The 20,424-nt window shown below is 64.5% G+C and carries 27 protein-coding genes; 11 read left to right on the top strand and 16 right to left on the bottom strand.

The annotated features are described in order from the left end of the window. Nucleotides 1–91: 91 nt before the first annotated feature. The 4 genes from pgeF to Q3C01_RS29100 are packed head-to-tail and all read right to left on the bottom strand — an operon-like array spanning nt 92 to nt 3,597. Nucleotides 92–871, bottom strand: coding sequence for a peptidoglycan editing factor PgeF (pgeF, locus tag Q3C01_RS29115; protein ID WP_458148729.1), 780 nt, complete (start codon nt 869–871; stop codon nt 92–94). Continuing rightward, on the bottom strand, nt 868–1,989 hold the full coding sequence (locus Q3C01_RS29110; protein ID WP_458148728.1) for a class I SAM-dependent methyltransferase: 1,122 nt from the start codon (nt 1,987–1,989) through the stop codon (nt 868–870). The genes pgeF and Q3C01_RS29110 overlap by 4 nt, the downstream gene beginning before the upstream one ends. 21 nt (nt 1,990–2,010) lie before the next feature. After that, nucleotides 2,011–2,853, bottom strand: coding sequence for a prolipoprotein diacylglyceryl transferase (lgt, locus tag Q3C01_RS29105; protein WP_458148727.1), 843 nt, complete (start codon nt 2,851–2,853; stop codon nt 2,011–2,013). A gap of 12 nt (nt 2,854–2,865) precedes the next feature. After that, nucleotides 2,866–3,597: a dienelactone hydrolase family protein gene (locus Q3C01_RS29100; RefSeq protein WP_458148726.1), complete on the bottom strand. Its 732-nt coding sequence runs from the start codon at nt 3,595–3,597 to the stop codon at nt 2,866–2,868. A 173-nt stretch (nt 3,598–3,770) separates the two neighbouring features. Here Q3C01_RS29100 and Q3C01_RS29095 point away from each other — a divergent pair, with 173 nt between their 5' ends. The 4 genes from Q3C01_RS29095 to ychF all read left to right on the top strand — a co-directional run bounded on the left by Q3C01_RS29095 (nt 3,771) and on the right by ychF (nt 6,928). Further along, entirely contained in the window at nt 3,771–4,028 is a 258-nt protein-coding gene (locus Q3C01_RS29095) for an accessory factor UbiK family protein (protein WP_458148725.1), read from the top strand. Between the two features lie 255 nt (nt 4,029–4,283). Next, entirely contained in the window at nt 4,284–5,009 is a 726-nt protein-coding gene (locus tag Q3C01_RS29090; RefSeq protein WP_458148724.1) for a 50S ribosomal protein L25/general stress protein Ctc, read from the top strand. A 60-nt stretch (nt 5,010–5,069) separates the two neighbouring features. Further along, nucleotides 5,070–5,681 carry an aminoacyl-tRNA hydrolase gene (pth, locus tag Q3C01_RS29085; RefSeq protein ID WP_458148723.1) on the top strand — a complete coding sequence of 204 codons (612 nt, stop codon included), beginning with the start codon at nt 5,070–5,072 and terminating at the stop codon, nt 5,679–5,681. 149 nt (nt 5,682–5,830) lie between these two features. After that, entirely contained in the window at nt 5,831–6,928 is a 1,098-nt protein-coding gene (gene ychF / locus Q3C01_RS29080) for a redox-regulated ATPase YchF (protein WP_458148722.1), read from the top strand. A 136-nt stretch (nt 6,929–7,064) separates the two neighbouring features. On the opposite strand, the gene Q3C01_RS29075 is transcribed toward ychF, so the two are convergent. Next, the gene (locus Q3C01_RS29075) at nt 7,065–7,358 is read right to left on the bottom strand and encodes a DUF4282 domain-containing protein (RefSeq protein WP_458148721.1); all 294 of its coding nucleotides are present in this window, start codon (nt 7,356–7,358) and stop codon (nt 7,065–7,067) included. A gap of 149 nt (nt 7,359–7,507) precedes the next feature. On the opposite strand from Q3C01_RS29075, the gene Q3C01_RS29070 reads away from it, so the two are divergent. The 3 genes from Q3C01_RS29070 to Q3C01_RS29060 all read left to right on the top strand — a co-directional run bounded on the left by Q3C01_RS29070 (nt 7,508) and on the right by Q3C01_RS29060 (nt 8,785). After that, nucleotides 7,508–7,960 carry a MaoC family dehydratase gene (locus tag Q3C01_RS29070; RefSeq protein WP_458148720.1) on the top strand — a complete coding sequence of 151 codons (453 nt, stop codon included), beginning with the start codon at nt 7,508–7,510 and terminating at the stop codon, nt 7,958–7,960. After that, the gene (locus Q3C01_RS29065; RefSeq protein WP_458148719.1) at nt 7,960–8,442 is read left to right on the top strand and encodes a MaoC family dehydratase; all 483 of its coding nucleotides are present in this window, start codon (nt 7,960–7,962) and stop codon (nt 8,440–8,442) included. The genes Q3C01_RS29070 and Q3C01_RS29065 overlap by 1 nt, the downstream gene beginning before the upstream one ends. Nucleotides 8,443–8,638: 196 nt before the next feature. Beyond that, a complete protein-coding gene (locus Q3C01_RS29060) occupies nt 8,639–8,785 on the top strand; it encodes a hypothetical protein (RefSeq protein WP_027523110.1) in 147 nt (48 codons plus the stop codon). A 43-nt stretch (nt 8,786–8,828) separates the two neighbouring features. On the opposite strand, the gene Q3C01_RS29055 is transcribed toward Q3C01_RS29060, so the two are convergent. From Q3C01_RS29055 to Q3C01_RS29030, 6 genes are all read right to left on the bottom strand, one after another. Next, nucleotides 8,829–8,966 (bottom strand): hypothetical protein, encoded by a 138-nt coding sequence (locus Q3C01_RS29055; protein ID WP_458148718.1) that lies wholly within the window; start codon nt 8,964–8,966, stop codon nt 8,829–8,831. Nucleotides 8,967–9,112: 146 nt separating this feature from the next. Continuing rightward, complete coding sequence (locus Q3C01_RS29050) at nt 9,113–9,529, bottom strand: hypothetical protein (protein ID WP_458148717.1); 417 nt, start codon at nt 9,527–9,529, stop codon at nt 9,113–9,115. Nucleotides 9,530–9,714: 185 nt separating this feature from the next. After that, nucleotides 9,715–10,623 carry a hypothetical protein gene (locus tag Q3C01_RS29045; RefSeq protein WP_458148716.1) on the bottom strand — a complete coding sequence of 303 codons (909 nt, stop codon included), beginning with the start codon at nt 10,621–10,623 and terminating at the stop codon, nt 9,715–9,717. Nucleotides 10,624–10,890: 267 nt separating this feature from the next. After that, nucleotides 10,891–11,331, bottom strand: coding sequence for a nuclear transport factor 2 family protein (locus Q3C01_RS29040; RefSeq protein ID WP_458148715.1), 441 nt, complete (start codon nt 11,329–11,331; stop codon nt 10,891–10,893). A gap of 183 nt (nt 11,332–11,514) precedes the next feature. Continuing rightward, nucleotides 11,515–11,781 (bottom strand): hypothetical protein, encoded by a 267-nt coding sequence (locus tag Q3C01_RS29035; protein ID WP_458148714.1) that lies wholly within the window; start codon nt 11,779–11,781, stop codon nt 11,515–11,517. A gap of 305 nt (nt 11,782–12,086) precedes the next feature. Then, entirely contained in the window at nt 12,087–12,536 is a 450-nt protein-coding gene (locus Q3C01_RS29030) for a nuclear transport factor 2 family protein (RefSeq protein WP_458148713.1), read from the bottom strand. 296 nt (nt 12,537–12,832) lie between these two features. Between Q3C01_RS29030 and Q3C01_RS29025 the strand changes: the two genes are divergently transcribed. Next, nucleotides 12,833–13,063, top strand: a complete 231-nt coding sequence (locus Q3C01_RS29025) for a hypothetical protein (protein ID WP_458148712.1) — start codon at nt 12,833–12,835, stop codon at nt 13,061–13,063. 78 nt (nt 13,064–13,141) lie between these two features. Further along, on the top strand, nt 13,142–13,528 hold the full coding sequence (locus Q3C01_RS29020) for a hypothetical protein (protein WP_458148711.1): 387 nt from the start codon (nt 13,142–13,144) through the stop codon (nt 13,526–13,528). 70 nt (nt 13,529–13,598) lie between these two features. On the opposite strand, the gene Q3C01_RS29015 is transcribed toward Q3C01_RS29020, so the two are convergent. From Q3C01_RS29015 to Q3C01_RS28995, 5 genes are all read right to left on the bottom strand, one after another. Beyond that, the gene (locus Q3C01_RS29015) at nt 13,599–14,300 is read right to left on the bottom strand and encodes a hypothetical protein (protein ID WP_458148710.1); all 702 of its coding nucleotides are present in this window, start codon (nt 14,298–14,300) and stop codon (nt 13,599–13,601) included. A 286-nt stretch (nt 14,301–14,586) separates the two neighbouring features. Further along, nucleotides 14,587–17,526: an excinuclease ABC subunit UvrB gene (uvrB, locus tag Q3C01_RS29010; protein WP_458148709.1), complete on the bottom strand. Its 2,940-nt coding sequence runs from the start codon at nt 17,524–17,526 to the stop codon at nt 14,587–14,589. Nucleotides 17,527–17,613: 87 nt separating this feature from the next. After that, the gene (locus Q3C01_RS29005; protein ID WP_458148708.1) at nt 17,614–17,844 is read right to left on the bottom strand and encodes a hypothetical protein; all 231 of its coding nucleotides are present in this window, start codon (nt 17,842–17,844) and stop codon (nt 17,614–17,616) included. Nucleotides 17,845–17,899: 55 nt separating this feature from the next. Further along, entirely contained in the window at nt 17,900–18,118 is a 219-nt protein-coding gene (locus Q3C01_RS29000; protein WP_458148707.1) for a hypothetical protein, read from the bottom strand. Between the two features lie 68 nt (nt 18,119–18,186). Next, complete coding sequence (locus Q3C01_RS28995; RefSeq protein WP_458148706.1) at nt 18,187–19,125, bottom strand: LysR substrate-binding domain-containing protein; 939 nt, start codon at nt 19,123–19,125, stop codon at nt 18,187–18,189. 203 nt (nt 19,126–19,328) lie between these two features. Here Q3C01_RS28995 and Q3C01_RS28990 point away from each other — a divergent pair, with 203 nt between their 5' ends. Then, nucleotides 19,329–20,108, top strand: coding sequence for a TSUP family transporter (locus tag Q3C01_RS28990; RefSeq protein ID WP_458148705.1), 780 nt, complete (start codon nt 19,329–19,331; stop codon nt 20,106–20,108). Continuing rightward, nucleotides 20,105–20,335 (top strand): hypothetical protein, encoded by a 231-nt coding sequence (locus Q3C01_RS28985; RefSeq protein WP_458148704.1) that lies wholly within the window; start codon nt 20,105–20,107, stop codon nt 20,333–20,335. Before Q3C01_RS28990 ends, Q3C01_RS28985 begins: the two co-directional genes overlap by 4 nt. The last annotated feature ends 89 nt before the right edge of the window (nt 20,336–20,424 follow it).

The following is a 20,424-nucleotide window of genomic DNA, read 5'->3' as shown; positions in this document are numbered from 1 at the left end:
AGCCCGGAATCTGGAGGTTGTGGCGCGAGATTCCGGGTTCGGCTCTTCGAGCCGCCCCGGAATGACGGAAATCACAGTGTTGCCGTTGTGTTCACGCTTCGAGCGCGATCGCATGGATGTGCCGGCCGTAGTCCGGCTCCTTGCGGTGCACCGAGCGGCGATAGCTGAAGAAGCGCTCGTCGGCATAGGTGTCGAGGCCGAGATCGTCGATCATCAGGATGCCGGCGGCTTCCAGCCGTATGCGGATGAAGCCTGCGAGATCGAACATCGCGTGGCCCTCGCGCACGGAGGGAATGAAAAACACCGCGTTGTCCGCGTCCACCTCGATGAAGCGCGCGACGAACTCGTTGCCGACTTCATAGCTCTCCTGGCGGATCAGGGGGCCGACCGCAGCGATGATGCGGCCGCGTTCGGCACCGAGCTTTTCCATCGCGTCGATGGTCGATTCCAGCACGCCCGTCAGCGCGCCCTTCCAGCCGGCATGCGCGCCGCCGATCACCCGCGCGTTCGGGTCGACGAACAGCACCGGCCCGCAATCTGCTGTGGAGACGCCGAGCGCGAGGCCAGGCGTGCGCGTGACTATCGCATCGCCTTTCGGCCGCGGACCGCTCGGCCAGGCGCCGTCGGTGACGAGCACGTCGGGCGAGTGGATCTGGTGCAGGCTGATGAAATGCTCGGGCCGAACACCGACATGCTCGGCCATGCGGCGGCGGTTCTCCGCGACAAGGGCTGGGTCGTCATTGGAGCCGAGCCCGCCATTGAGCGCGGCATAGATGCCGCTGGAGACGCCGCCCTCGCGGGTGAAGAAGGCGTGGCGCAGGCCGGGCACGGCCGAGAGCAGCGAGGAGCCAAGGGTCGTGCCAAGCGTCATGATGCGTCGTCACCTTCCTCAACATGGTCGCTCAGGGCCGCGAGCGAGGTGAGTCGCGGTTCGGAGATGGCGAGCACCTTGAACATCGAGCCCATGCCGCCGCGGCCCGTATCGGTCAATCGCTTCAGCGCTGCGGCGATGTCGGTTGCGACATCCGGCGTTGCCTTCTGCATCAAGGCGGCGGCGCGAGTGTCGACGCCGAGGCGCTTCAAGAACTCGCCCTGCGTCACGGGGCCATGGACGCGAGCGCCTACGCCCTCGGCGGCGCGCGACAGCGCCTGGAAGTCGACATGGGCGGTGACGTCGGCCTGGCCTGGCGCCTTCAGGGGATCGGCAAAGGTGTGGCGTGCGATCGCCTGAAAGGTATCGCCGGCATCGCTGCGCAAGTGGCCATAGTCGATGATCAGCGCCGCTCCGTCCTGGTCGCGCACGCGGCTTGCCAGCTTCATAATCTCGGCATCGGGCCGCCATTCGAACACCGCGCCAGCGGGCGCCACCCGCACCAAAGGCGGCAGCAGCACGTCGAAGCGCGGTGTCGGATCAGCGGCGGCGCCGAACTGAAGCTTGCCGTTCGCATCAATATCGACGACGCGCTCGTGCCAGCCGTTTTCGCGCTTCACCATCTGGTGGATCGACAGTACGTCGAAATATTCGTTGGCGAGAATGATCGCAGGGCCTTCGGGCACGTCGTCGATCGAGTCGTGCCAGGTGATGTTGCGTACGCTCGACAACGTCGCCTTCTGCCGCTCGCGCAGCACCGGATTGACCTCGACCATGTGGACCTGGAGCGCCTGGTAGAGCGGCGGCAGCACCCGCAGCGCGCGCAGCGCGTCCGCCATCATGGTGCCGCGGCCAGGCCCGAGCTCGATCAGCCGCAACAGCTGCGGCGAGCCCATCTGCTTCCACACCGATGCCGTCCATAACCCCAGAAGCTCGCCGAACATCTGGCTGACTTCCGGCGCGGTGGTGAAGTCGCCTTCGCGCCCGAGTGGATCGCGCGAGATGTAATAGCCGTGACGCGGATGCATCAGGCACAGCTCCATGTACCTCCACACCGGCATCGGGCCGGAGGATTTGATCAGCGCCTTGATCTCGGTCAGCAGCGGCGAGTCGGTCACAGCCTGTCTTCTCGAAATGAATTAACGAATGGCTTGAAGCGGTCTGGGCGCACCGCGTCGCACCGCAAATACAATAAGTATGGCGCCGACGATAAGCATGGGGATCGACAACAGCATGCCCATGGTTAACCCGCCCCACAAAAATCCGAGCTGCGCGTCCGGCTCGCGAAAATGCTCGCCGATGATCCGGGTGAGGCCGTAGATCAGGATGAAGCTGCCGAGGATCATCCCGGGCCGCTTCAAGGCACCGAGGCGGATCATCACCGCGAGCACGGTGAACAGCAAAATGCCTTCCATGCCGGCTTCATAGAGCTGGCTCGGGTGGCGCGGCACGTTGCCGCCGGTCGGAAAGATCATCGCCCAGGGCAGGCTGGGATCGGCGGCGCGGCCCCATAGCTCGCCATTGATGAAATTGGCGAGGCGCCCCAGGAACAGGCCGATCGGCCCCACGGCGGTCGTGATGTCGCCGAGCGACAGGATCGAGATGCCGTTCCGGCGAGCAAACCACATCACCGCGACGACGCAGCCTAAGAAGCCGCCATGGAAGGACATGCCGCCTTCCCACAATTTGAGGATCGCGGAGGGGTGCTCGATGAAGAAGGGCAGGTTGTAGAACAGCACATAGCCGGTACGGCCGCCCAGGATGATGCCGAGCGTAACCCAGAGGATGAAATCGTCGAGCTGGACCAGCGAGATCGGCGCCGGCCCGCTCCACAGCCTGTCGGTCTTGACCAGCGCGCGGGCGTAGATCCAGCCGATTACGATCCCGCCGATATAGGCGAGCGCATACCAGCGGATGGCGAACGGCCCGATCGCAATCGCGATCGGGTCGAAGGAGGGAAAGTTGATCAGAAGAAGCGGCATCGTGCCCAGGTTCTAGACAAGATTGCGGCGATAGAGCGCCAGCAGACGCTCCCAGTGCCGCTCGGCGGCGTCGCGGTGATAGACCGGGCGCTTGGGGAAGGCGAAGCCGTGATGGGTGCCCGGATAGATCTCGACCTCGGCCTTGGCGGCGTGCATGCCCTCCTTCACTTTGTCGATGATCTCCTGCGGCGCGTAGACGTCGGTCTCGGCGCAGGCGAAGTAGAGCTCGGCTTTGGTCTTGCTCGCCGCGAGATGCGGGCTGTTGGATTCGTCCGTCGCCAGATGCGTGCCGTAGATCGAGGCCGCGGCCTTCACACGTTCGGCAAAATGCGTGGCGGCATTGATGGCGTAACGGCCGCTCATGCAATAGCCGACGGTCCCGACCAGCTTGGTGTTGGCGGCCGCCTGACCCTCGGCATGGGCGAGCAGCGCGTGCGTGTCATCCATGATCAGGGGGATGTTGATCGAGTTCATCAGCTCGTACATGCGCTTGCGTTCCGGCGCATTCGGGTCTGGCGGCACCGGCCCGATCTCCATCACGCCGGAGCGGTAGTAGAGGTTGGGCAGCATCACGTAGTAGCCAGACGTCGCCAGCCTGCGCGCCATGTCGCGCAGCTCCTCGCGGATCGCCGGCGCATCCATGTAGAAGATGATGACCGGAAACGGGCCGCCGCGCTCGGGATGGGTGATGAAGGTGGTGGTCGAGCCGTCCTTGGTCGGGATCTCGATCTGCTGGTCGATCATGGTCTCGCGCTTCGCTTTGTGATTCTTGTTATGCCCAGCCAATCAGTACGATGGCAAGGAAACCAGGGCATGACAAGGACGGCTCAGGCGCTCATCCGGCCCTTGATCGGCGGGGTCCGGATTGCCATTGTCTTCCCAGGCTTCAGTTCGCGCAAAGGCATCCGGAGATCGCCATGACACAGACCACCAACCGGTTTTTCGACGAGATCGGACGCCTCATGAATGACGCCGCCGGTGCCGCCCAGGGCGTCAAGCGCGAGTTCGACACGGTGATGCGCACCCAGGCCGAGAAATTCCTGCGCGACATGGACCTCGTGAAGCGCGAAGAGTTCGAGGCGGTCAAGGACATGGCGCGCCTCGCCCGCGAGGAGAACGAGGCCCTGAAAAACCGGATCGCGGCGCTGGAGGCCAAGCTCGGCGGAACACCCTGAAAGCTGTATTCAAGTAGCCCGGATGGAGCGCAGCGCAATCCGGGACTAGTTCCGCCCACACCGACCGCGGATTTCGCTGCGCTCCGTCCGGGCTACCGGAGCCCGGACGGCCGCCCATTCTCCTTGTCATTTCCGCAGCTTCCGGCTAAAAGCCCGCCACGTCCGCGGCCCCCGCACCCCTGGAGGCTTGCTGCGGCGAAAACCATGGGCCGCCTTGCGGCCCATTAACTTTTGCAAAAACAAGGACTTAACGTTATGGCGACCGTCAAGGAATTGAAGGCGACCGCACGTCCGAAGAGCGGCAAGGGGGCCGCCCGGGCTGAGCGTCGCGCCGGGAGAGTGCCCGGAGTGATCTATGGTAACAACCAGCCCCCGCTCCCGATCTCGGTTGACGATCGCGAACTGCGCCAGCGCATCCTCGCCGGCCGGTTCCTGACCACGCTTGTGGACATCGACCTCGAAGGCAAGAAGCACCGCGTGATTCCGCGCGACTTCCACCTCGACCCGGTCAAGGATTTCCCGATCCATGTCGACTTCATGCGTCTCGGCGAAGGCGCCACCATCCGCATCAGCGTCCCGCTGCATGTCGTGAAGGCGGAAGGCTCGCCCGGCGTGAAGCGCGGCGGCACCGTCAACATCGTCGCTCACGCGATCGAGCTTGAGTGCGGTGTCGAGAACATCCCGCAGTACATCGAGGCCGACGTCGGCTCGCTCGAGATCGGTCACTCCCTGCATCTGTCCGACGTCAAGCTGCCGACCGGCGTGAAGGCGCTGACGCGTGAGGATGCAACCCTCGTCACCATCGTGCCGCCCTCCGGCTACGCCGAAGAGCAGAAGGCGGCGGCTGCGGCTGCGGCCGGTGCTGCGGCTCCGGGTGCTGCGGCTGCGGCGGCGCCAGCGGCTGGCGCGGCAGCTCCGGCAGCGGGTGCTGCTCCGGCAGCGGCTGCCAAGGCTCCCGCCGGCGGCGACAAGAAGAAGTAATCTCTCAAGGCGCTGGCGCGCGGCTTCTGACCGCGCGCCAGGCGAGGGGCGCGCCGCGTCATGCGACTCTTTGTTGGGCTCGGCAATCCCGGCGCGAGATATGCACGCAACCGGCACAATATCGGCTTCATGGTCGTCGACGAGATTGCGCGGCGTCATGGTTTCGCACCGTGGCGCCGCAGATTTCAGGGCGAGACCTCCGAAGGTACGCTAGGGACCGAGCGCGTCATCCTGCTCAAGCCCACGACCTACATGAACGAGTCGGGCCGCAGCGTTCAGGAAGCCTCCAGCTTCTTCAAGATTGCACCTGGCGACGTCACCGTGTTTCAGGACGAGCTTGAGCTGCCGCCGGGCAAGGTGCGGGTGAAGATCGGAGGCGGCATCGCCGGCCACAACGGTCTGCGTTCGATCTCGGCGCATATCGGCAACGAGTATCGCCGGGTGCGGCTCGGCATCGGTCATCCCGGCGTCAAGGCGATGGTCCACAGCTATGTGCTGGCGGACTTCGCCAAGGCCGACGACGAGTGGGTGAGGACGTTGTGTGACGCGGTCGCCGAGCACGCCGCGCTGCTCGCCAAGGGCGCGGACGCGACCTTCGCCAACAAGGTGCATCTCGCCATGCAGGCGAAGGGATTTTTGACCAAGGACGACAACGGAGAGAAGCAGGGTTAGCTTGCTCTGCCTCCTCCGTCATGCCCGGACAGAAGCGCGAAGCGCGTCTTCGCGCCAGATGTCCCGGGCATCCACGATCTTCGTTCCGCGCGTTAAGGCGTGGATGGCCGGGTCAAGCCCGGCCATGACGACTACGGATAGAGGGCACGATGGGATTCAAATGCGGGATTGTCGGGTTGCCCAATGTCGGCAAGTCGACCTTGTTCAATGCGCTGACGGAGACCGCTGCGGCGCAAGCGGCGAACTATCCGTTCTGCACCATCGAGCCGAATGTCGGCGAGGTCGCGGTGCCTGATCCGCGGCTCGACAAGCTGTCGGCGATCGCGAAATCCGCGCAAATCATCCCGACGCGCCTGACCTTCGTCGATATCGCTGGCCTCGTGCGCGGCGCTTCCAAGGGCGAAGGCCTCGGCAACCAATTCTTGGCCAACATCCGCGAGGTCGATGCGATCGCGCACGTCGTGCGCTGCTTTGAAGATTCCGACATTACCCATGTCGAGGGCAAGATCGCGCCGCTTGCCGACATCGAGACCATCGAGACCGAGCTGATGCTCGCCGATCTCGACAGCCTCGAGAAGCGCGTCGACAACCTCACCAAGAAGGCCAAGGGCAACGACAAGGACGCCAAGGAGCAGCTCGACCTCGTCAACCGCACGCTGGTGCTGCTGCGCGACGGCAAGCCCGCGCGCCTCGTCGAGCGCAAGGCGGAGGAGGAGCGCGCCTTCTCGATGCTCGGTCTCTTGTCGTCGAAGCCCGTGCTCTATGTCTGCAACGTCGAGGAAGGCTCGTCCGCCACCGGCAACGCCTTCTCCAAGGCAGTCGAAGAGCAGGCCGCGAAGGAGGGCGCCGTCGCCGTCGTCATCTCCGCCAAGATCGAGTCCGAGATCGCGACGCTGTCGCGCGAAGAGCGCGTCGACTTCCTGGAGACGCTGGGCCTCGAAGAGGCCGGCCTCGATCGCCTGATCCGCGCCGGTTATACCCTGCTCGACCTCATCACCTATTTCACGGTGGGACCGAAGGAGGCGCGCGCCTGGACCATCCATCGCGGCACCAAGGCGCCCGCGGCCGCCGGCGTCATTCACACCGATTTCGAGAAGGGTTTCATCCGCGCCGAGACCATCGCCTATGACGACTACGTTGCGCTGGGCGGCGAAGCCGGCGCTCGCGATGCCGGCAAGCTGCGCCTCGAAGGCAAGGATTACACCGTTGCCGACGGCGACGTGATGCATTTCAGGTTTAATACGTAACGAGCTGTCGTGCCCCGGACGCAGCGCTTTTGCGCTGCGCTGCAGAGCCGGGGCCCAGATTCCTCTATTGTGGATGCATGGGTCCCGGCTCTGCGTCGCGTCATTTTATGCCGCGCCGCGTCCGGGACACGAGAGGTCACCGCATCCCGCCCTGGTCGCGGATGGCGCCGAGATGCTCGTTGATGCGGAACACGATCAGGATGAATTCCGCGACGATGCGCGAGAATACGATGCCGACGATGACGCTCGCAATCGACGAGAGCACCACGAGAAATCCGCCGAACGGGCTGATCGCCATCGCTGCGAGCCCTGAGAAGATGCCGGAGATGCCGAACAGGCAGATCAGCGCGATCACCAGCCAGTAGAAGGTCTTGATGATGGTCGGCGTGATGAAGCGGTCCCACTGAAACAGGTCGCTGAACGTGAACATTCTTTCTCCCCCGGCAAATCGGACCCGACCCGGCGTCAGTCCGACTCACGCGCCGCCGCATCGAATGTAGCACGAGCCATGCTGGCGGGCGGGTTGAGATTGCCGCAAAGTGCGGCCACAATCTGTCATTCCTTACTGATCTTACCAAGATGACCCTGACCTTCGAAGACTTTCCCCCCGGCCGTTTCGGCACGTTCGGCCCGCGCCATGTCAGCCGCGACGAGATCTTGGCCTTTGCCGCCGAGTTCGATCCGCAGCCGATGCACCTCGACGAGGAGGCTGCCAGCAAAAGCATGCTCAAGGGCCTGTCCGGCTCGGGCTGGCATCTGTGTTCGCTGATGATGCGGATGATGGCCGACGGCTTCATCACCCGCGCGGCCTCGCTCGGCTCGCCCGGCGTTGACGAGGTGCGCTGGCTCTCTCCCTTGCGCCCGGGCGACGAACTGACCCTCGATGTCGATGTCGTGGAGGCGCGGGCCTCGAAAAGCCGGCCCGAGCTCGGCATCGTCAAGTTCAAATGCACCGCGCGCAACGCGAAAGGCGAGGCGCTCTGCGAGATGACCTCGCCGATCCTGATCCAGCGGCGCGAAGGGCTGAAGTGATGCGGTTCTTCGAAGACATATCGATCGGCCTGCGCCGCGAGATCGGCTCCTACACGTTCACCGCAGATGCCATCAAACAGTTCGCTGCGAAATTCGATCCGCAGCGCTTTCATCTCGACGAGGAGGAGGGCAAGAACTCGCTGTTCGGCGGGCTCGCCGCATCCGGCTGGCATGTCGGCTCCGCCTGCATGAGCCTGCTCGTCGCAGATGGTCAGCGTCTTGCGAAGGAGGCTGCTGCGCGCGGCGAGAAGATTGCGGTGTGGGGGCCGTCACCAGGCTTTCGCGACCTGCGCTGGATCAAGCCGGTGCTCGCGGGCGACACCGTGAGCTTCGTCAGCATCATTACCGACAAGCGCGTCTCCGCCTCGCGTCCCGGTTGGGGCATCTTGCAGGCCACCACGACCGGCGCCAACCAGCGTGGCGAGCAGGTGTACGCGATCACCGCGACCGCTTTCGTGCCGATGCGCGGGCAGGGCGGTTAGACCAGTTCCATTCTGAACGGCCAAAATGCGCGGCAAGTGTTGCTCGCGCGCTATGGACGGGATTAGCGCGCGCTGCCATAAGCCTCGCCATGCGGTTCGTCGCGAAGCAATTCGCGGAACCATTGATTTGCTAACCAATTGTGAACCTGTCGCTGTCTATTTGAACCAACGGGATAGAGGACAGGGGACGAGGACCATGGCAGACCGCGGCGCACTCAAGCTGGTCGGATTCATCTTCGCCACCGCGACGCTGGCGGTGATGCTGATTGCCGGCATGGTGGTGCGGGGCTATGCCGATGGCGGCTACACGCTCGAGGCCTCGACCGTCGCGGCCGATCGCTAACAGTTCATTAACCCATCACATCGCTGGCGCGAGGCGAGTCGCTTTAGCGGCTGTAGACCAGCGCCAGGATCACGATCGCGACCACCAGCAGCCCGACAAAGCGGATCATGATCGTGCCGAATTGCGTCGGCGCGGGGCGCAGCGGGATGGGGTCCGTATTTTCGGGCCGAATGCTTTCCATCTGAAACTGTCCCCTGCCAGGGCCCGCCAAGGAGGCCCGCGCTAGGCTTTAGTCGCGGCGAGGCGATGGAAAGTTCAAATCGCTACCGGAATCAAATCCGCCGCGCTCCCTTGGGAACGCGGCGGTCATGACGCTGTGGGCGGCGATCAGCTATTGCGCAGGCCGTCAGCGGCGCGCTTCCACTGCGCGACGTTGTCGGAGATCATGCGGGTCGACTTCATCGCGGCCTGGCTGAGCTGGGCGTAGCCGGAGATCTCGCGCTGGACGCGCTGGCCTTCGGCATGCAGGAGATCGCGCAGGCTCTCGAGCTCGGAGATCAGGTTCTCGATCTCGGCGAGCGAAGTGCCGGCGACACGCTGGATCAGCGAGTTGACGTTGGTGACGGTGGCTTCCGCCGACGTATCGAGCGCCGGCTCGCCGCCCGCGGCCGGGCGGCGCAGATAGGCAATGTCGTTGCGCACGAAGTCGCGGATGCCGGCCTCGACCTCAGTGACCGCAGCGAGGTTGCTGTCGGTGACCTCGGTCTCAGTTGATTCAATCTTTTCCGAACGAATGGCGTTCATCGTTGTTCCCCTGTTCGCGTTGAGCGCAGCGCGAGTCTCCCCCGCACGACGACGTCTGTAAGGCGAGCAGCATCAGTGCGTCCGATTTTGACCGCATATAGGCCGAGATGCGGCAAGGATCGACCATTCGGCGGCTTTGCCGTGGCGGCGCCTCGTTTCCTCGCTGGTGGAGAGAGGCGAAGCCATCACCAGCTCTTCTTGAATCCCGCCGTCAGGCTCTTGTTCGTCGTGCCCTGCGCGGTCTCGCCGACGGAGCCGGAGACTGTGACGTTGTCGAACAGCTTCTGTTCGGCGCCGACCTTGCGCAGCCATTTGTCGTCTGATGTCGACATGGTCTGGCCGGCGATGATGCTCGTACCGGTCGCGCCGAAGGTGACCTTGGCGGACTGGTCGGTCCCGTAGTTGCGCGTAGTGCGGCCGGCGATGCCGGGGATCGGCGTCGTGCCCTGCTGGTTGACGCTGTAGCCGTTCTGCAGCGTCAGGGAATGCTCGTCCGACAACGGCACCGATTTGCTGAGCGAGGCGCCGAGCTTGCTGCTTTCGGCGCCAGGATCGACGCGGGCTTCCACCGCGGTCTTGTCCCAGATCGAGCCCGCGCCCGGCGCGGTCGCCGTCGCCCAGGCGCTGCCTGAGGATTGCGGCACGCTGCCGCCATTGGCGGCCTTCTCCGCCAAGAGCTCGGACATCGTGGTGGGCTCGCGCGCCACCGTCATGTCGGCGCCGACCTGGGTATCCCAGAACGGGGTGACCGATTGCTTCACGGTCACCGCCGATGTCCCGTTGGCGCGCCGGTCGCTCGACCAGTTCGGCCCGCCACTGGCCGACGCCTGCGCGCGCTTCTTCGCTGCCATCAACTCATTGAGCGTGGCGGCGTCGATGTTGAGCTGGCTCCAGTCGAGCTTGTCGACGTCGATGTCCTTGAGCACGTCGGGATCGTTGACGTCGGCCGTTTCCTCGGCCTCCTCGGGCGCGGCCGCGGCCTGGTCGGGCTGCATCGGGATGATCTGCGCCGGCGCCACCGTCATGGACGCCAAGATGAACGCGGCCGCCAGAATCGGCAGCCTGGTCCGGCCAAACCCTGTCGAGAATTCCATCGTCCTGCCCGCAAGCCCAGCGCATGATCGGGAAAACTGTGCGGGGTTTTCCGGCACGGTCATGCGCTTCATTCCGCGTGCACGATGCGGAGATATCGTCGCAAAATTGTGGCGGCAAGGGGTGGGCGAAACGTCACATTATAGCGAAGACCAACGGGCCGCGCGCAAAGCGCGCGCCCGGCGACAGGAAGCGACCCGGCGGGGCTGGTGGCCAGGCGCTCACGCGTACGTCGTCGGACCCGGGAGAGACGGGACCCGTTGGTGCCCTCACCCCACCCGGCTTATCTTCGGCAGATGAATGGGACGTCCGAGCGCCTGCTCGACGAGATCGAAGCTGTCGATCAGCACGCGCATGCTCAGCAGTCTGCCGGCCTTGAACTGCGCGAACTGCGCCACCCGCAGTGAGATCGGCTTGTCGGAATCGAGCGCCGTCAGCGAATAGCGCAGCATGGAGGAGGCGGAATCCACGCCCAGCATGATGGTCTCGCGGTCGAAGCGGCGGACGCGGAAATTGTCCGCGATCTGGCGGATGACGTCGAGCACGGCATCCCTGCCCCTGCGCGCGCCGAGAAACGGAAACATGTCGATCGGGCCATAGAGCGCCCAGTCGACGTCCTCGTCGATCAGGGTCTCGAGATCCTCAAACTGCCGGTCGTTGATCGCGCCATGCAACGCACGCGAGAAACGCCAGAGACTGTGCTCCGTCATTTGGGTCGTTCCTGAAACTGGCTGGCAAAAAAACGAAAAACAACCCCATGCACAGTAGGCGCCGCGGGGTTGCCCAATTCGTTCGTACACAAACAAATAGACTTTGCTCGCGAAAACGCAATTCACGTTTTCGCAATGCGCAATTGAACGCGCTTTGTGAAATTTACAATAGAACCCCGTAATTTACCGGTCGGTCCGGGCGACAGGTTCCCGTTCGACGGCGATCGCGTCGTCGCGCATCGCCAGCAGGCTGAACAGCACCGCGCCTGTGATCCCGCCGATCCCGGCCCCCAATGGCATGAAGGTGAAGAAGACCAGCATGCCGCTATAGCCCTCGAAATTCGTGGTCTTGAAGATTTCGACCCAGGCGAGTCCGGCCCCGATGCCGAGCGCAGCCCCGCCCAGCGATCCCAGAAACAGCCCCAAAACGCCAAGCAACGCGATTTTCATCGGCCCGCATTCGGTTAGCGGGCGTCCACAACGCCCCGGGATGGGTCGGGGGAGAGAGGAGGGAGGTTCAATTTTCACCGCTCACCGTCTTCATCTCTCCCCGCTTGCGGGGAGAGGCATAGGCCGCCCTCGGCGGCCGTTCGCCAAGAACGCCGAAGCGAAGCTTCGGCTATGTCGCTCTTGCGACCCGGGTGAGGGCGGACAGGTCTAGCGGCGGTCGAACGTGTGGAGAGAGGCCCCTCACCCCAACCCTCTCCCCGTAAGAACGGGGAGAGGGAGTGCACCGTTGTCTCCGCTGAGAAGCGCTACCCCTCCACCCGCTCGCCGACGATCAGCGGGGCGATCTCGCGCTCGAGCACCTGCTGCACCAGGTCGTAGGAATCGATGATCTCGCGGATCTGCGCGACTTTTCCGTCGCGCAAGCGATAGAACACGGCCATGTCGAACTGCACGATGCGCTCGTTGGCGCGCTTCTTGAAGAAGGCGCGCAAGTATGTCGCGACCTCTTCGCCTTCGGAGACGACATGGGCCGCCTCGTAGCGGATCTCGGAGTAGCGCGACCACACCGTCTGCCAGAGTTTTCGCAGCTCGGCCTTGCCGTGCCGCGGCACCATGTGCGGCAGCACGTCGATCGGCGCGTGGCTGAGGAAGTCGACGTCGTCGGTGCAGCACGCCAGCGCGGCATCGAGATCGCCTCGCGCAAAAGTATCGAGGAGATGCAGCACGCGCTGCCTGTTCAAGCTCTCAACCGTCATGCTCCGCCCGCCCATTGGCCCGCACATAGCAAACGCTATCGCGGCCTGCCCAACCCGAACAATCCGCAAAAACACCGAGGATTGCAGAGGTTTTGACGCGGCGGCGTAATACACGGTTCATCGCATGCAATTTCAAATTGTGTGACTACTTTCCTGCAAGGATTTGTGCGCGGGATGCGCCTTCGTGGTGACGCGACAGACAGTGTGCGGCGTCTGATGCCATGCCGATGGCTCCGGGAACTCCAGCGCCTCTGTGCTCGTTGGAAAGGCGACAGCTATTCCGGAGACACAAGTTCATGAAATTCCCGCTTCTGATCCTCGCCGCCACGCTCTCGCTCGCCGTGCCGTCGGCCGCCAATGCCAAGGGCTGCATCAAGGGCGCCGTCGTCGGCGGCGTCGCGGGCCACTATGCGGGCCACCACGGCGTGCTCGGCGCCGCGGCCGGCTGCCTCTACGGCCGGCATCGTGCGAAGGGGCAGGAGAAGCAGCAGCAACAGAGCCAGGTGAACGGGCAGGGTAAGCTGTAGCGGGGACTCGTGACCCAGCTCACATCGGGGGGTGCCGGCTAGCGCTAGTGTCATATGCGTGTCATCAGGGAGACGCGTATGGCTGTGACTGCCGCCGCTCGAAAATCCCGTCTGCAGAACCTGCTCGAAGGCCTTGCGCTGACCGCGGTCCTGCAGAGCTTTCCGACCTTTGCGACCGCCGCGCTGATGCTCAAGCTCGCCGGCAACAAGGACCTCGTCGGCGACGCCGGCGTCGCAATGTTCGTGATCGGCGCCTCGCTGGTCCACGCGATGTTCGCCGTGTCGCTGGGGCCGAAGCTCCCGAGCCTGTTCAAGATGATCTACGAGCCAAAGTTCTTCGACGGCGATCTGTCGCTGTCCGACAAGATCACGGAGTGGCGCACGCAGCCGGCCGCCTCGCTGCAACTGTTGATGATTCTGCTGATGCTGTCGGTTCTTGCCGTGATCGTGGCGAGCGTCGGGTAGCGGCAACGTCATTACGCGCTGACCGGTGGCCCGCCGGAACGGCAGGCCACCAATCTTCGCCAATAGCAGATCAGACCACGACGGTGGTCGGTGTCCGCAGCCATGCTTCGTGGGTGATCGCCACCATCGACGGCACGTCGATGATGCCGATGCTGCCCCAGGTGAACATGGCGTAGCCGGGCTGGGTGCCGTCGATGCCCGATGGCACGGAGGTGTCGAGCTGATGCGCCAGCCAGCTCATGGTGCCGTAGCCGCACAGGCTCACGCAGTGATCCTCATTGGTGTCTGCCGTGTAGCCGGTGGCGAACCAGCCGGTCTTGAAGTTGTGGGCGCGGCAGGTGTTCTCGAGCTGGTCGGCGGCGACGCCGATCTTGACCGGCCCGTGATACAGCGCGCTCTTCAGCACCGCCGGGTTGGTCCAGTCGACCGTGGTCGGGTTGCCGTCGTCATAGGAGTGGTCGCTCTGGCTGAAGCCTTCCTTCTGCATGGCCTTCAGCACGTTGATGAGCACCGCGCCCTCGTAGACGCCGTAGGCCTTGGCCCATTTCTCCACCTCGGCGTCGCTGATGAATATCTCCGGCTTGTGGCAGGCCTTGGCGAAGGCCTCTTCGGCGGTCACGCAGTCGCCATGGACGTCGTTGTGCCAGATCGAAAGTTTCTTGGGAAAGAACAAATGATGGGCGGGGACATGAGCCAGCGCCACATGCGGCATCGCCGCTGCCAGTTCGTGTCGCGGGCTCGGAATTGCACCACGTTTCACTGCCATTGCCATGACTATCACTCCTTTAAAATGTCCACCCCAGCAATTCTTGATTGAAACGCGGAGATCGTAAGGAGAAGTTCGCCGCAACGGCAAGCCGCCAGGTCACACTTCTGGCTTCACAAGCGTGTGTGCAAGCAGAGCGTGTAAAGCGAGAAGATGTGTTGTTGTCGGCTTGTCGCGGTAACGAGTGCCGGGAGGCGTCAATCTCTTCCATCGTCATTCAGGGCGCCGCAAAGGGGCGAGCCCGGAATCCATGGTGTCTCTAGCTCCGTCGGTGGAATGCGAGCGCGCAACCCTACCTCTTCTTCCACCCGCCCCGTCGCCCCGGCGCGCCTCCGGTCGACTTCGGTGCCGGACCGAACTCCGGTCCCGAGTGCCGCGAGTCGGTTGGCTGGATGATCCGGCTCTCGCCCCCGAATGGTTTTGACGGCAGTGCGCGTGTCGGCCGATAGGGCAGCGACTCCGGGCCGTGCATCTCGTCGAGATGGGGCTTGTGGACCTTCGAGCTGCTGCTACCGCTCGCCTTGAGCGCGGAGCCTACGGTCTTTTTCTTCATCGCGCTGACGGGGAGATTGGCGGCGTCGCCGTATTTTCTGGTACCGGCATAGGCACCGGCCTTGCCCTGCACGGTGCGCTGCTTTGCGGTGGGATCGTCGACCACCGCGAGCTCGGTCGCGCGCAGGCGCTTGACTTCATCGCGCAGGCGCGCGGCTTCCTCGAAGTTCAGGTCGGCGGCGGCCTCGCGCATGCGGGTCTCGAGATCGGCGAGCACGGCTTCAAAGTTGTGGCCGATGGAGATGACGTCGTCGGTCATGTCGTGGCCGCCGACCTCCACCAGCACGTGATCGCGCTCGTAGACGGAGTTGAGGATGTCGCCGATCTGCTTCTTCACGCTCTCCGGCGTGATGCCGTTGGCGTTGTTGTACTCGACCTGCTTCTCGCGGCGGCGGTTGGTCTCGGCGATTGCGCGCTCCATCGAGCCGGTCACGCTGTCGGCATAGAGGATCACCTTGCCGTCGACGTTGCGCGCAGCGCGGCCGATGGTCTGGATCAGCGAGGTCTCGCTGCGCAGAAAACCTTCCTTGTCGGCATCGAGGATCGCGACCAGCGCGCATTCGGGAATGTCGAGGCCCTCGCGCAAGAGGTTGATGCCCACCAGCGCGTCGAAGGCCCCCAAGCGCAAATCGCGGATGATCTCGATGCGCTCGATGGTGTCGATATCCGAGTGCATGTAGCGCACGCGAATGCCCTGCTCGTGCAGATATTCGGTGAGGTCCTCGGCCATGCGCTTGGTCAGCACCGTGACCAGCGAGCGATAGCCGGCCTGCGCGGTGGCGCGCACTTCGCCGACGAGATCGTCGACCTGCGTGCGTGCGGGGCGGATATCGACGGGCGGGTCGATCAATCCGGTGGGACGGATCACCTGTTCGACGAACACGCCGCCGCTCTCGTTGAGCTCCCAGCCTGACGGCGTCGCCGAAACCGCGACCGTCTGCGGCCGCATCATGTCCCACTCCTCGAAGCGCAGCGGGCGGTTGTCCATGCAGGAGGGCAGGCGGAAGCCGTATTCGGCGAGCGTCGCCTTGCGACGGAAGTCGCCGCGGAACATGGCACCGATCTGCGGAATGGTGACGTGGCTCTCGTCGGCGAAGATCAGCGCGTTGTCGGGCACGTATTCGAACAGCGTCGGCGGCGGCTCGCCGGGGCGGCGTCCGGTCAGGTAGCGCGAATAGTTCTCGATGCCGGCGCAGCTTCCCGTCGCCTCCATCATCTCGAGGTCGAAGGTGGTGCGCTGCTCCAGCCGCTGCGCTTCCAGGAGGCGTCCCTGGTCGTGGAGCTGGTCGAGTCGTTGCTTGAGCTCGAACTTGATCGACTTGATCGCCTGCACCAGCGTCGGGCGCGGCGTCACATAGTGCGAGTTGGCGTAGATCTTGATGAATTCGAGCTCGTCCTGCTTGTGGCCGGTGAGCGGATCGAACTCCTCGATATTCTCGACAGTGTCGCCAAAGAGATTCACGCGCCAGGCGCGGTCCTCATAGTGCGCCGGGAAGATGTCGATCACGTCGCCGCGCACGCGGAAGGTGCCGCGGGTGAAATCGGCCTGCGTGCGCTTGTATTGCAGCGCGACGAGGTCGGCGATGAGCTGGCGCTGGTCGATGCGCTCGCCTTTCTTCAGCGCGAAGGTCATCGCGGTATAGGTCTCGACCGAGCCAATACCGTAGATGCAGGAGACCGAGGCGACGATGATGACGTCGTCGCGTTCGAGCAGCGCACGCGTCGCCGAATGGCGCATGCGGTCGATCTGCTCGTTGATGGACGAATCCTTCTCGATATAGGTGTCGGTGCGCGGGACGTAGGCTTCGGGCTGGTAATAGTCGTAATACGAGACGAAGTATTCGACCGCGTTGTCGGGGAAGAAATTCCTGAACTCGCCATAGAGCTGGGCGGCGAGCGTCTTGTTCGGTGCGAGGATCAGGGCGGGGCGCTGCGTCGCCTCGATCACCTTGGCCATGGTGTAGGTCTTGCCCGAGCCGGTGACGCCGAGCAGAACCTGCGAGCGGTCGTTGCGCTCGACACCTTCGACGAGCTCGGCGATCGCCGTCGGCTGATCGCCCCTGGGCTGGTATTCCGACTTGATCTCGAAGCGCACACCGCCTTCGGACTTCTCCGGACGCGGCGGCCGGTGCGGAGTCCACACCCGCATCGAGCCATCGTCCTTGCGGAACTCCGGTCGTCCCTCGCGGATCAGCGTCTCCAGCGCGTCCGCGGTGGCCTTGACGCCAAGCGCCTCCATCTTGCTGCGCGGGGGACGCGCAAGCGCCTCGGCATCGTCCTCCTCGGTGGGCAGCCCAAGCTGCCGCGCCAGTTCCGGATCGAGGAACGGCACAGTTGCTGCGGTCCCGTAATTGGCCTGCGGCGCTTCCTCCAATGCACCAGCCTCTCCGCTCCCTCCTCCCTTCGCGGAGGGGGGTCCACGAGTCGAATCCTGCGGAAAATCCTTCGGCGTCGAGGCCCGCGCGCGATGCGCGGCTGCCTCGCCGCCGGCGCGGCGGTCGCGGGAATTATCCGGCGGCGGCTGGAGCCCCGTGGACGAGCCGATGCCGCTCTCGCCGCGATTGATCGCGGGATTGAGCAGCTCGGCCAGCGCCGGCGCGATCGGCTGCACATCGGGCCGATGTGCTTTGGATTTAGGGGATTTGCCGGATTTGTCGGGGGGAGCAGGTTTCTTCGCCATGCCCCGAATATGGGACGAGTCCGCCGCTCAGGAAAGGGCGAATGCCCCCGCGCGGGTCTGTCTGCTGACAGCAGGTTGGCAGCAGGCTCACGCTGCCGGGAGCGAACCGTCGTCTCCGACGGCCGCTTGCGGCTGGACGATGTCGAGATGGATCCCGCCGCAACGGGTGCACCGCATGGTCCAGTACTCGCAGCCGGCACGGCCACCGATCACGCGGAGCACGGCGAGCTCGCCGTTGCATTCCGGGCAGCGCGACAGCACGGAGCGTTCGCAGGATTGGGCCAGAGGTTGCGTCTCTTCGAACTCGATCTGCGACATGACTTCAGTCCCCAATTTCCGCCGTGCTGTGTCGAAAGGTCCTGGTGAGAAACTCTTATTCGTCCTCCGTGCGCCGCCGGAAGCGGTCGATGTGGTGCTTGGCATCGGCAATCGCGGCTTCCGGATCGGGCCAGGCGAAGCCGACCTCCATCGCTGGAAACAGCACGCCGTCGATGGCGAGCAGGCTCAAATCCGCGCGCCGGATGCGGGCGTGCCACAGGCCCTTGCCAGCCTCGAACGATTCGATGTCAAAGCCGTCGTAAAGTGTCGTCATAGGTAGTCCCCGATTTCTCGTTGGAGGGTTAGGAGACCACGCCCGCGCGACAGCGCGTGTGAAGCGGTTCACATGGGGACGGCTTTTTCGTTTCGGGCGCGCGCAGCGAGGCGCCCGCTCTTGCGCTTGCGTGCCGCGGGTTCCGCAGCCGCGCGCATGATCCAGCGGCGGAACGCGGTAAAGTCGCGCTGCTCGGTCTGGAAGCTGCGATACACCAGATACCAGCGCATGCCCTTGGGCACCGAGAGATCGAACGGCGCCATCAGCCGGCCAGCGGCGAGATCGTCGTCGATATAGGGGCGGATGCCCATGGCGATGCCGAGCCCATCGACCGCGGCCTGGAGCGCCTGTCCGTAGAACTGGAACTCGGGCCCGCGCGCGGTGACGCGGCTGACATTTGCCGCCTTCAGCCAGAGCGGCCAGTCCTCCGGCGAATGCGCGACGCGGATCAGGCTTGGGCCCCTGAGGTCGGCCGGCCGCTTCAGCGATGTGGCGAGGCGGGGCACACAGACCGGCGTGAGGTCGCCGGCAAACAGCGGCTCGGCGACCAGTCCCGGCCAGTCGCCGGTGCCGAGCTTGATGCCGCAGCTCCAGTCCTCGCCGAACGGCACCGCAGCGCCGCCGGTGGTGAAACGCACCTCGATATCCGGCTCCTCGCTGCGGAACTCGGAGAGACGCGGGATCAGCCAGCGCATCGCAAAGGTGTGGCCGACGCCGATGGTCAGCACGCGTACGCTGGAGGGCGCCGTCACCTGCGCGGTGAGGCTGGCCAGCGCGTCGAAGATCGGTGTCAGGCCGCTCTGATAGGCGCGGCCGGCTTGCGTGAGCACGAGCTTGTTGGCCTTGCGCTCGAACAGCGCGACGCCGAGCCGCTCTTCGAGCAGATGCACCATGCGGCTGACCGCGGCGGCCGAGACGCTCAGCTCGACGCCTGCGGCGGCAAAGCTGCCGGTCCGCGCCGCCGCCTCGAATGCCTTGATGCCGTTGAGAAAGAGCAGCCGCCGCAAAACCATACCCTCAGGAAAGCTGATGCCAGGCCAAGATAACTCAGTTTGCGTGAGTTCCACAAGCGAGGCACAACTTGCAACGTCAATTTGCGCTTTTTGTTGGAGTGAGGCCGCCTCTTCTTCGCCTCTCCCCGCAGGCGGGGCGAGGGAGTGAAGCCGCTTGCGTCCCTCACTCTGCCGAGCCGAGACAGGAGAAACTTCTCGTGACGCCGATCATGATCGCTGCCCTCGGATTGCTGATGGTCGCCACCGCGTTCCTGTCGGGGTTGTTCGGCATGGCGGGTGGGCTGATCCTGATCGGCGTGCTGCTGGCGCTGATGCCGCTGCCGACCGCGATGGTGCTGCATGCGATCACGCAGATCGCGTCGAATGGCTGGCGCGCCTTGCTCTGGCGTTCGCATATCCGCTGGCGGCCGGTCGGGGTCTATCTGATCGGCTGCGCAGTCGCGCTTGCGGCGTGGTCGATCTCCCGCTACGTGCCGGACAAGCCGACCGCGCTGCTCCTGCTCGGCGTCACACCGTTCATGGCCCGGCTGCTGCCGTCCGGCATCAAGCCGAATCCCGACAGTGTCTGGCAGGGCACCGTCTACGGTACGATCTGCATGGGATTGATGCTGATGACCGGCGTGTCGGGGCCGCTGCTCGACACGTTTTTTCTAGGCGGCGAATTCGGCCGGCGCGAGAAGGTGGCGACCAAGGCGGTGTGCCAGGTGGTGAGCCATTTCACCAAGCTGATCTATTTCGGCGGCGTCATCGACCAGGCGGCCTCGCTCGATCCCGTTCTGGCCGGCGTCGCGATCGTCGCCTCGATGCTCGGAACCACGCTGGCGCGGCGCATCCTGGAGGCGATGAGCGATCAGCAATTCATCGCCTGGTCGATGCGGCTGATCACTACGATCGCGTGCTACTATCTCGCTTATGGAAGCTGGCTCCTGGTCCGAACGCCCGTGATGGCGGCCTTTGACAACGGAGGTGTGCAATGACTGACAGCGCAGATCCGCTGGTGCTGGATTTCGTCGAATGGATCGCGCGCGAGCCGCGCGCCTATGCCGAGGTGATTTCGACCTGGAAGACGTCGTGCCCGCGCCTGACCATCTGGGAGGACGCCGCCGACCGCGGCTACGTCGCGCGGGAGACGCTGCCTGGCATGGGCTTGATCATCGCGGTGACGGAACAGGGCGAGAGGCTGTTGCGCGCCAACGGACGGTGACGCCCCTCCACATCGTCATTGCTGTGCAAGTTCACTAATTCGGTGATCGAATGGTTTGGGTCTGGGCCTCGGCAAATCCCTTTGGTGTC

This window comes from Bradyrhizobium sp. UFLA05-109 (assembly GCF_054185165.1).
This window is presented reverse-complemented; position numbering and strand designations above follow the sequence as displayed.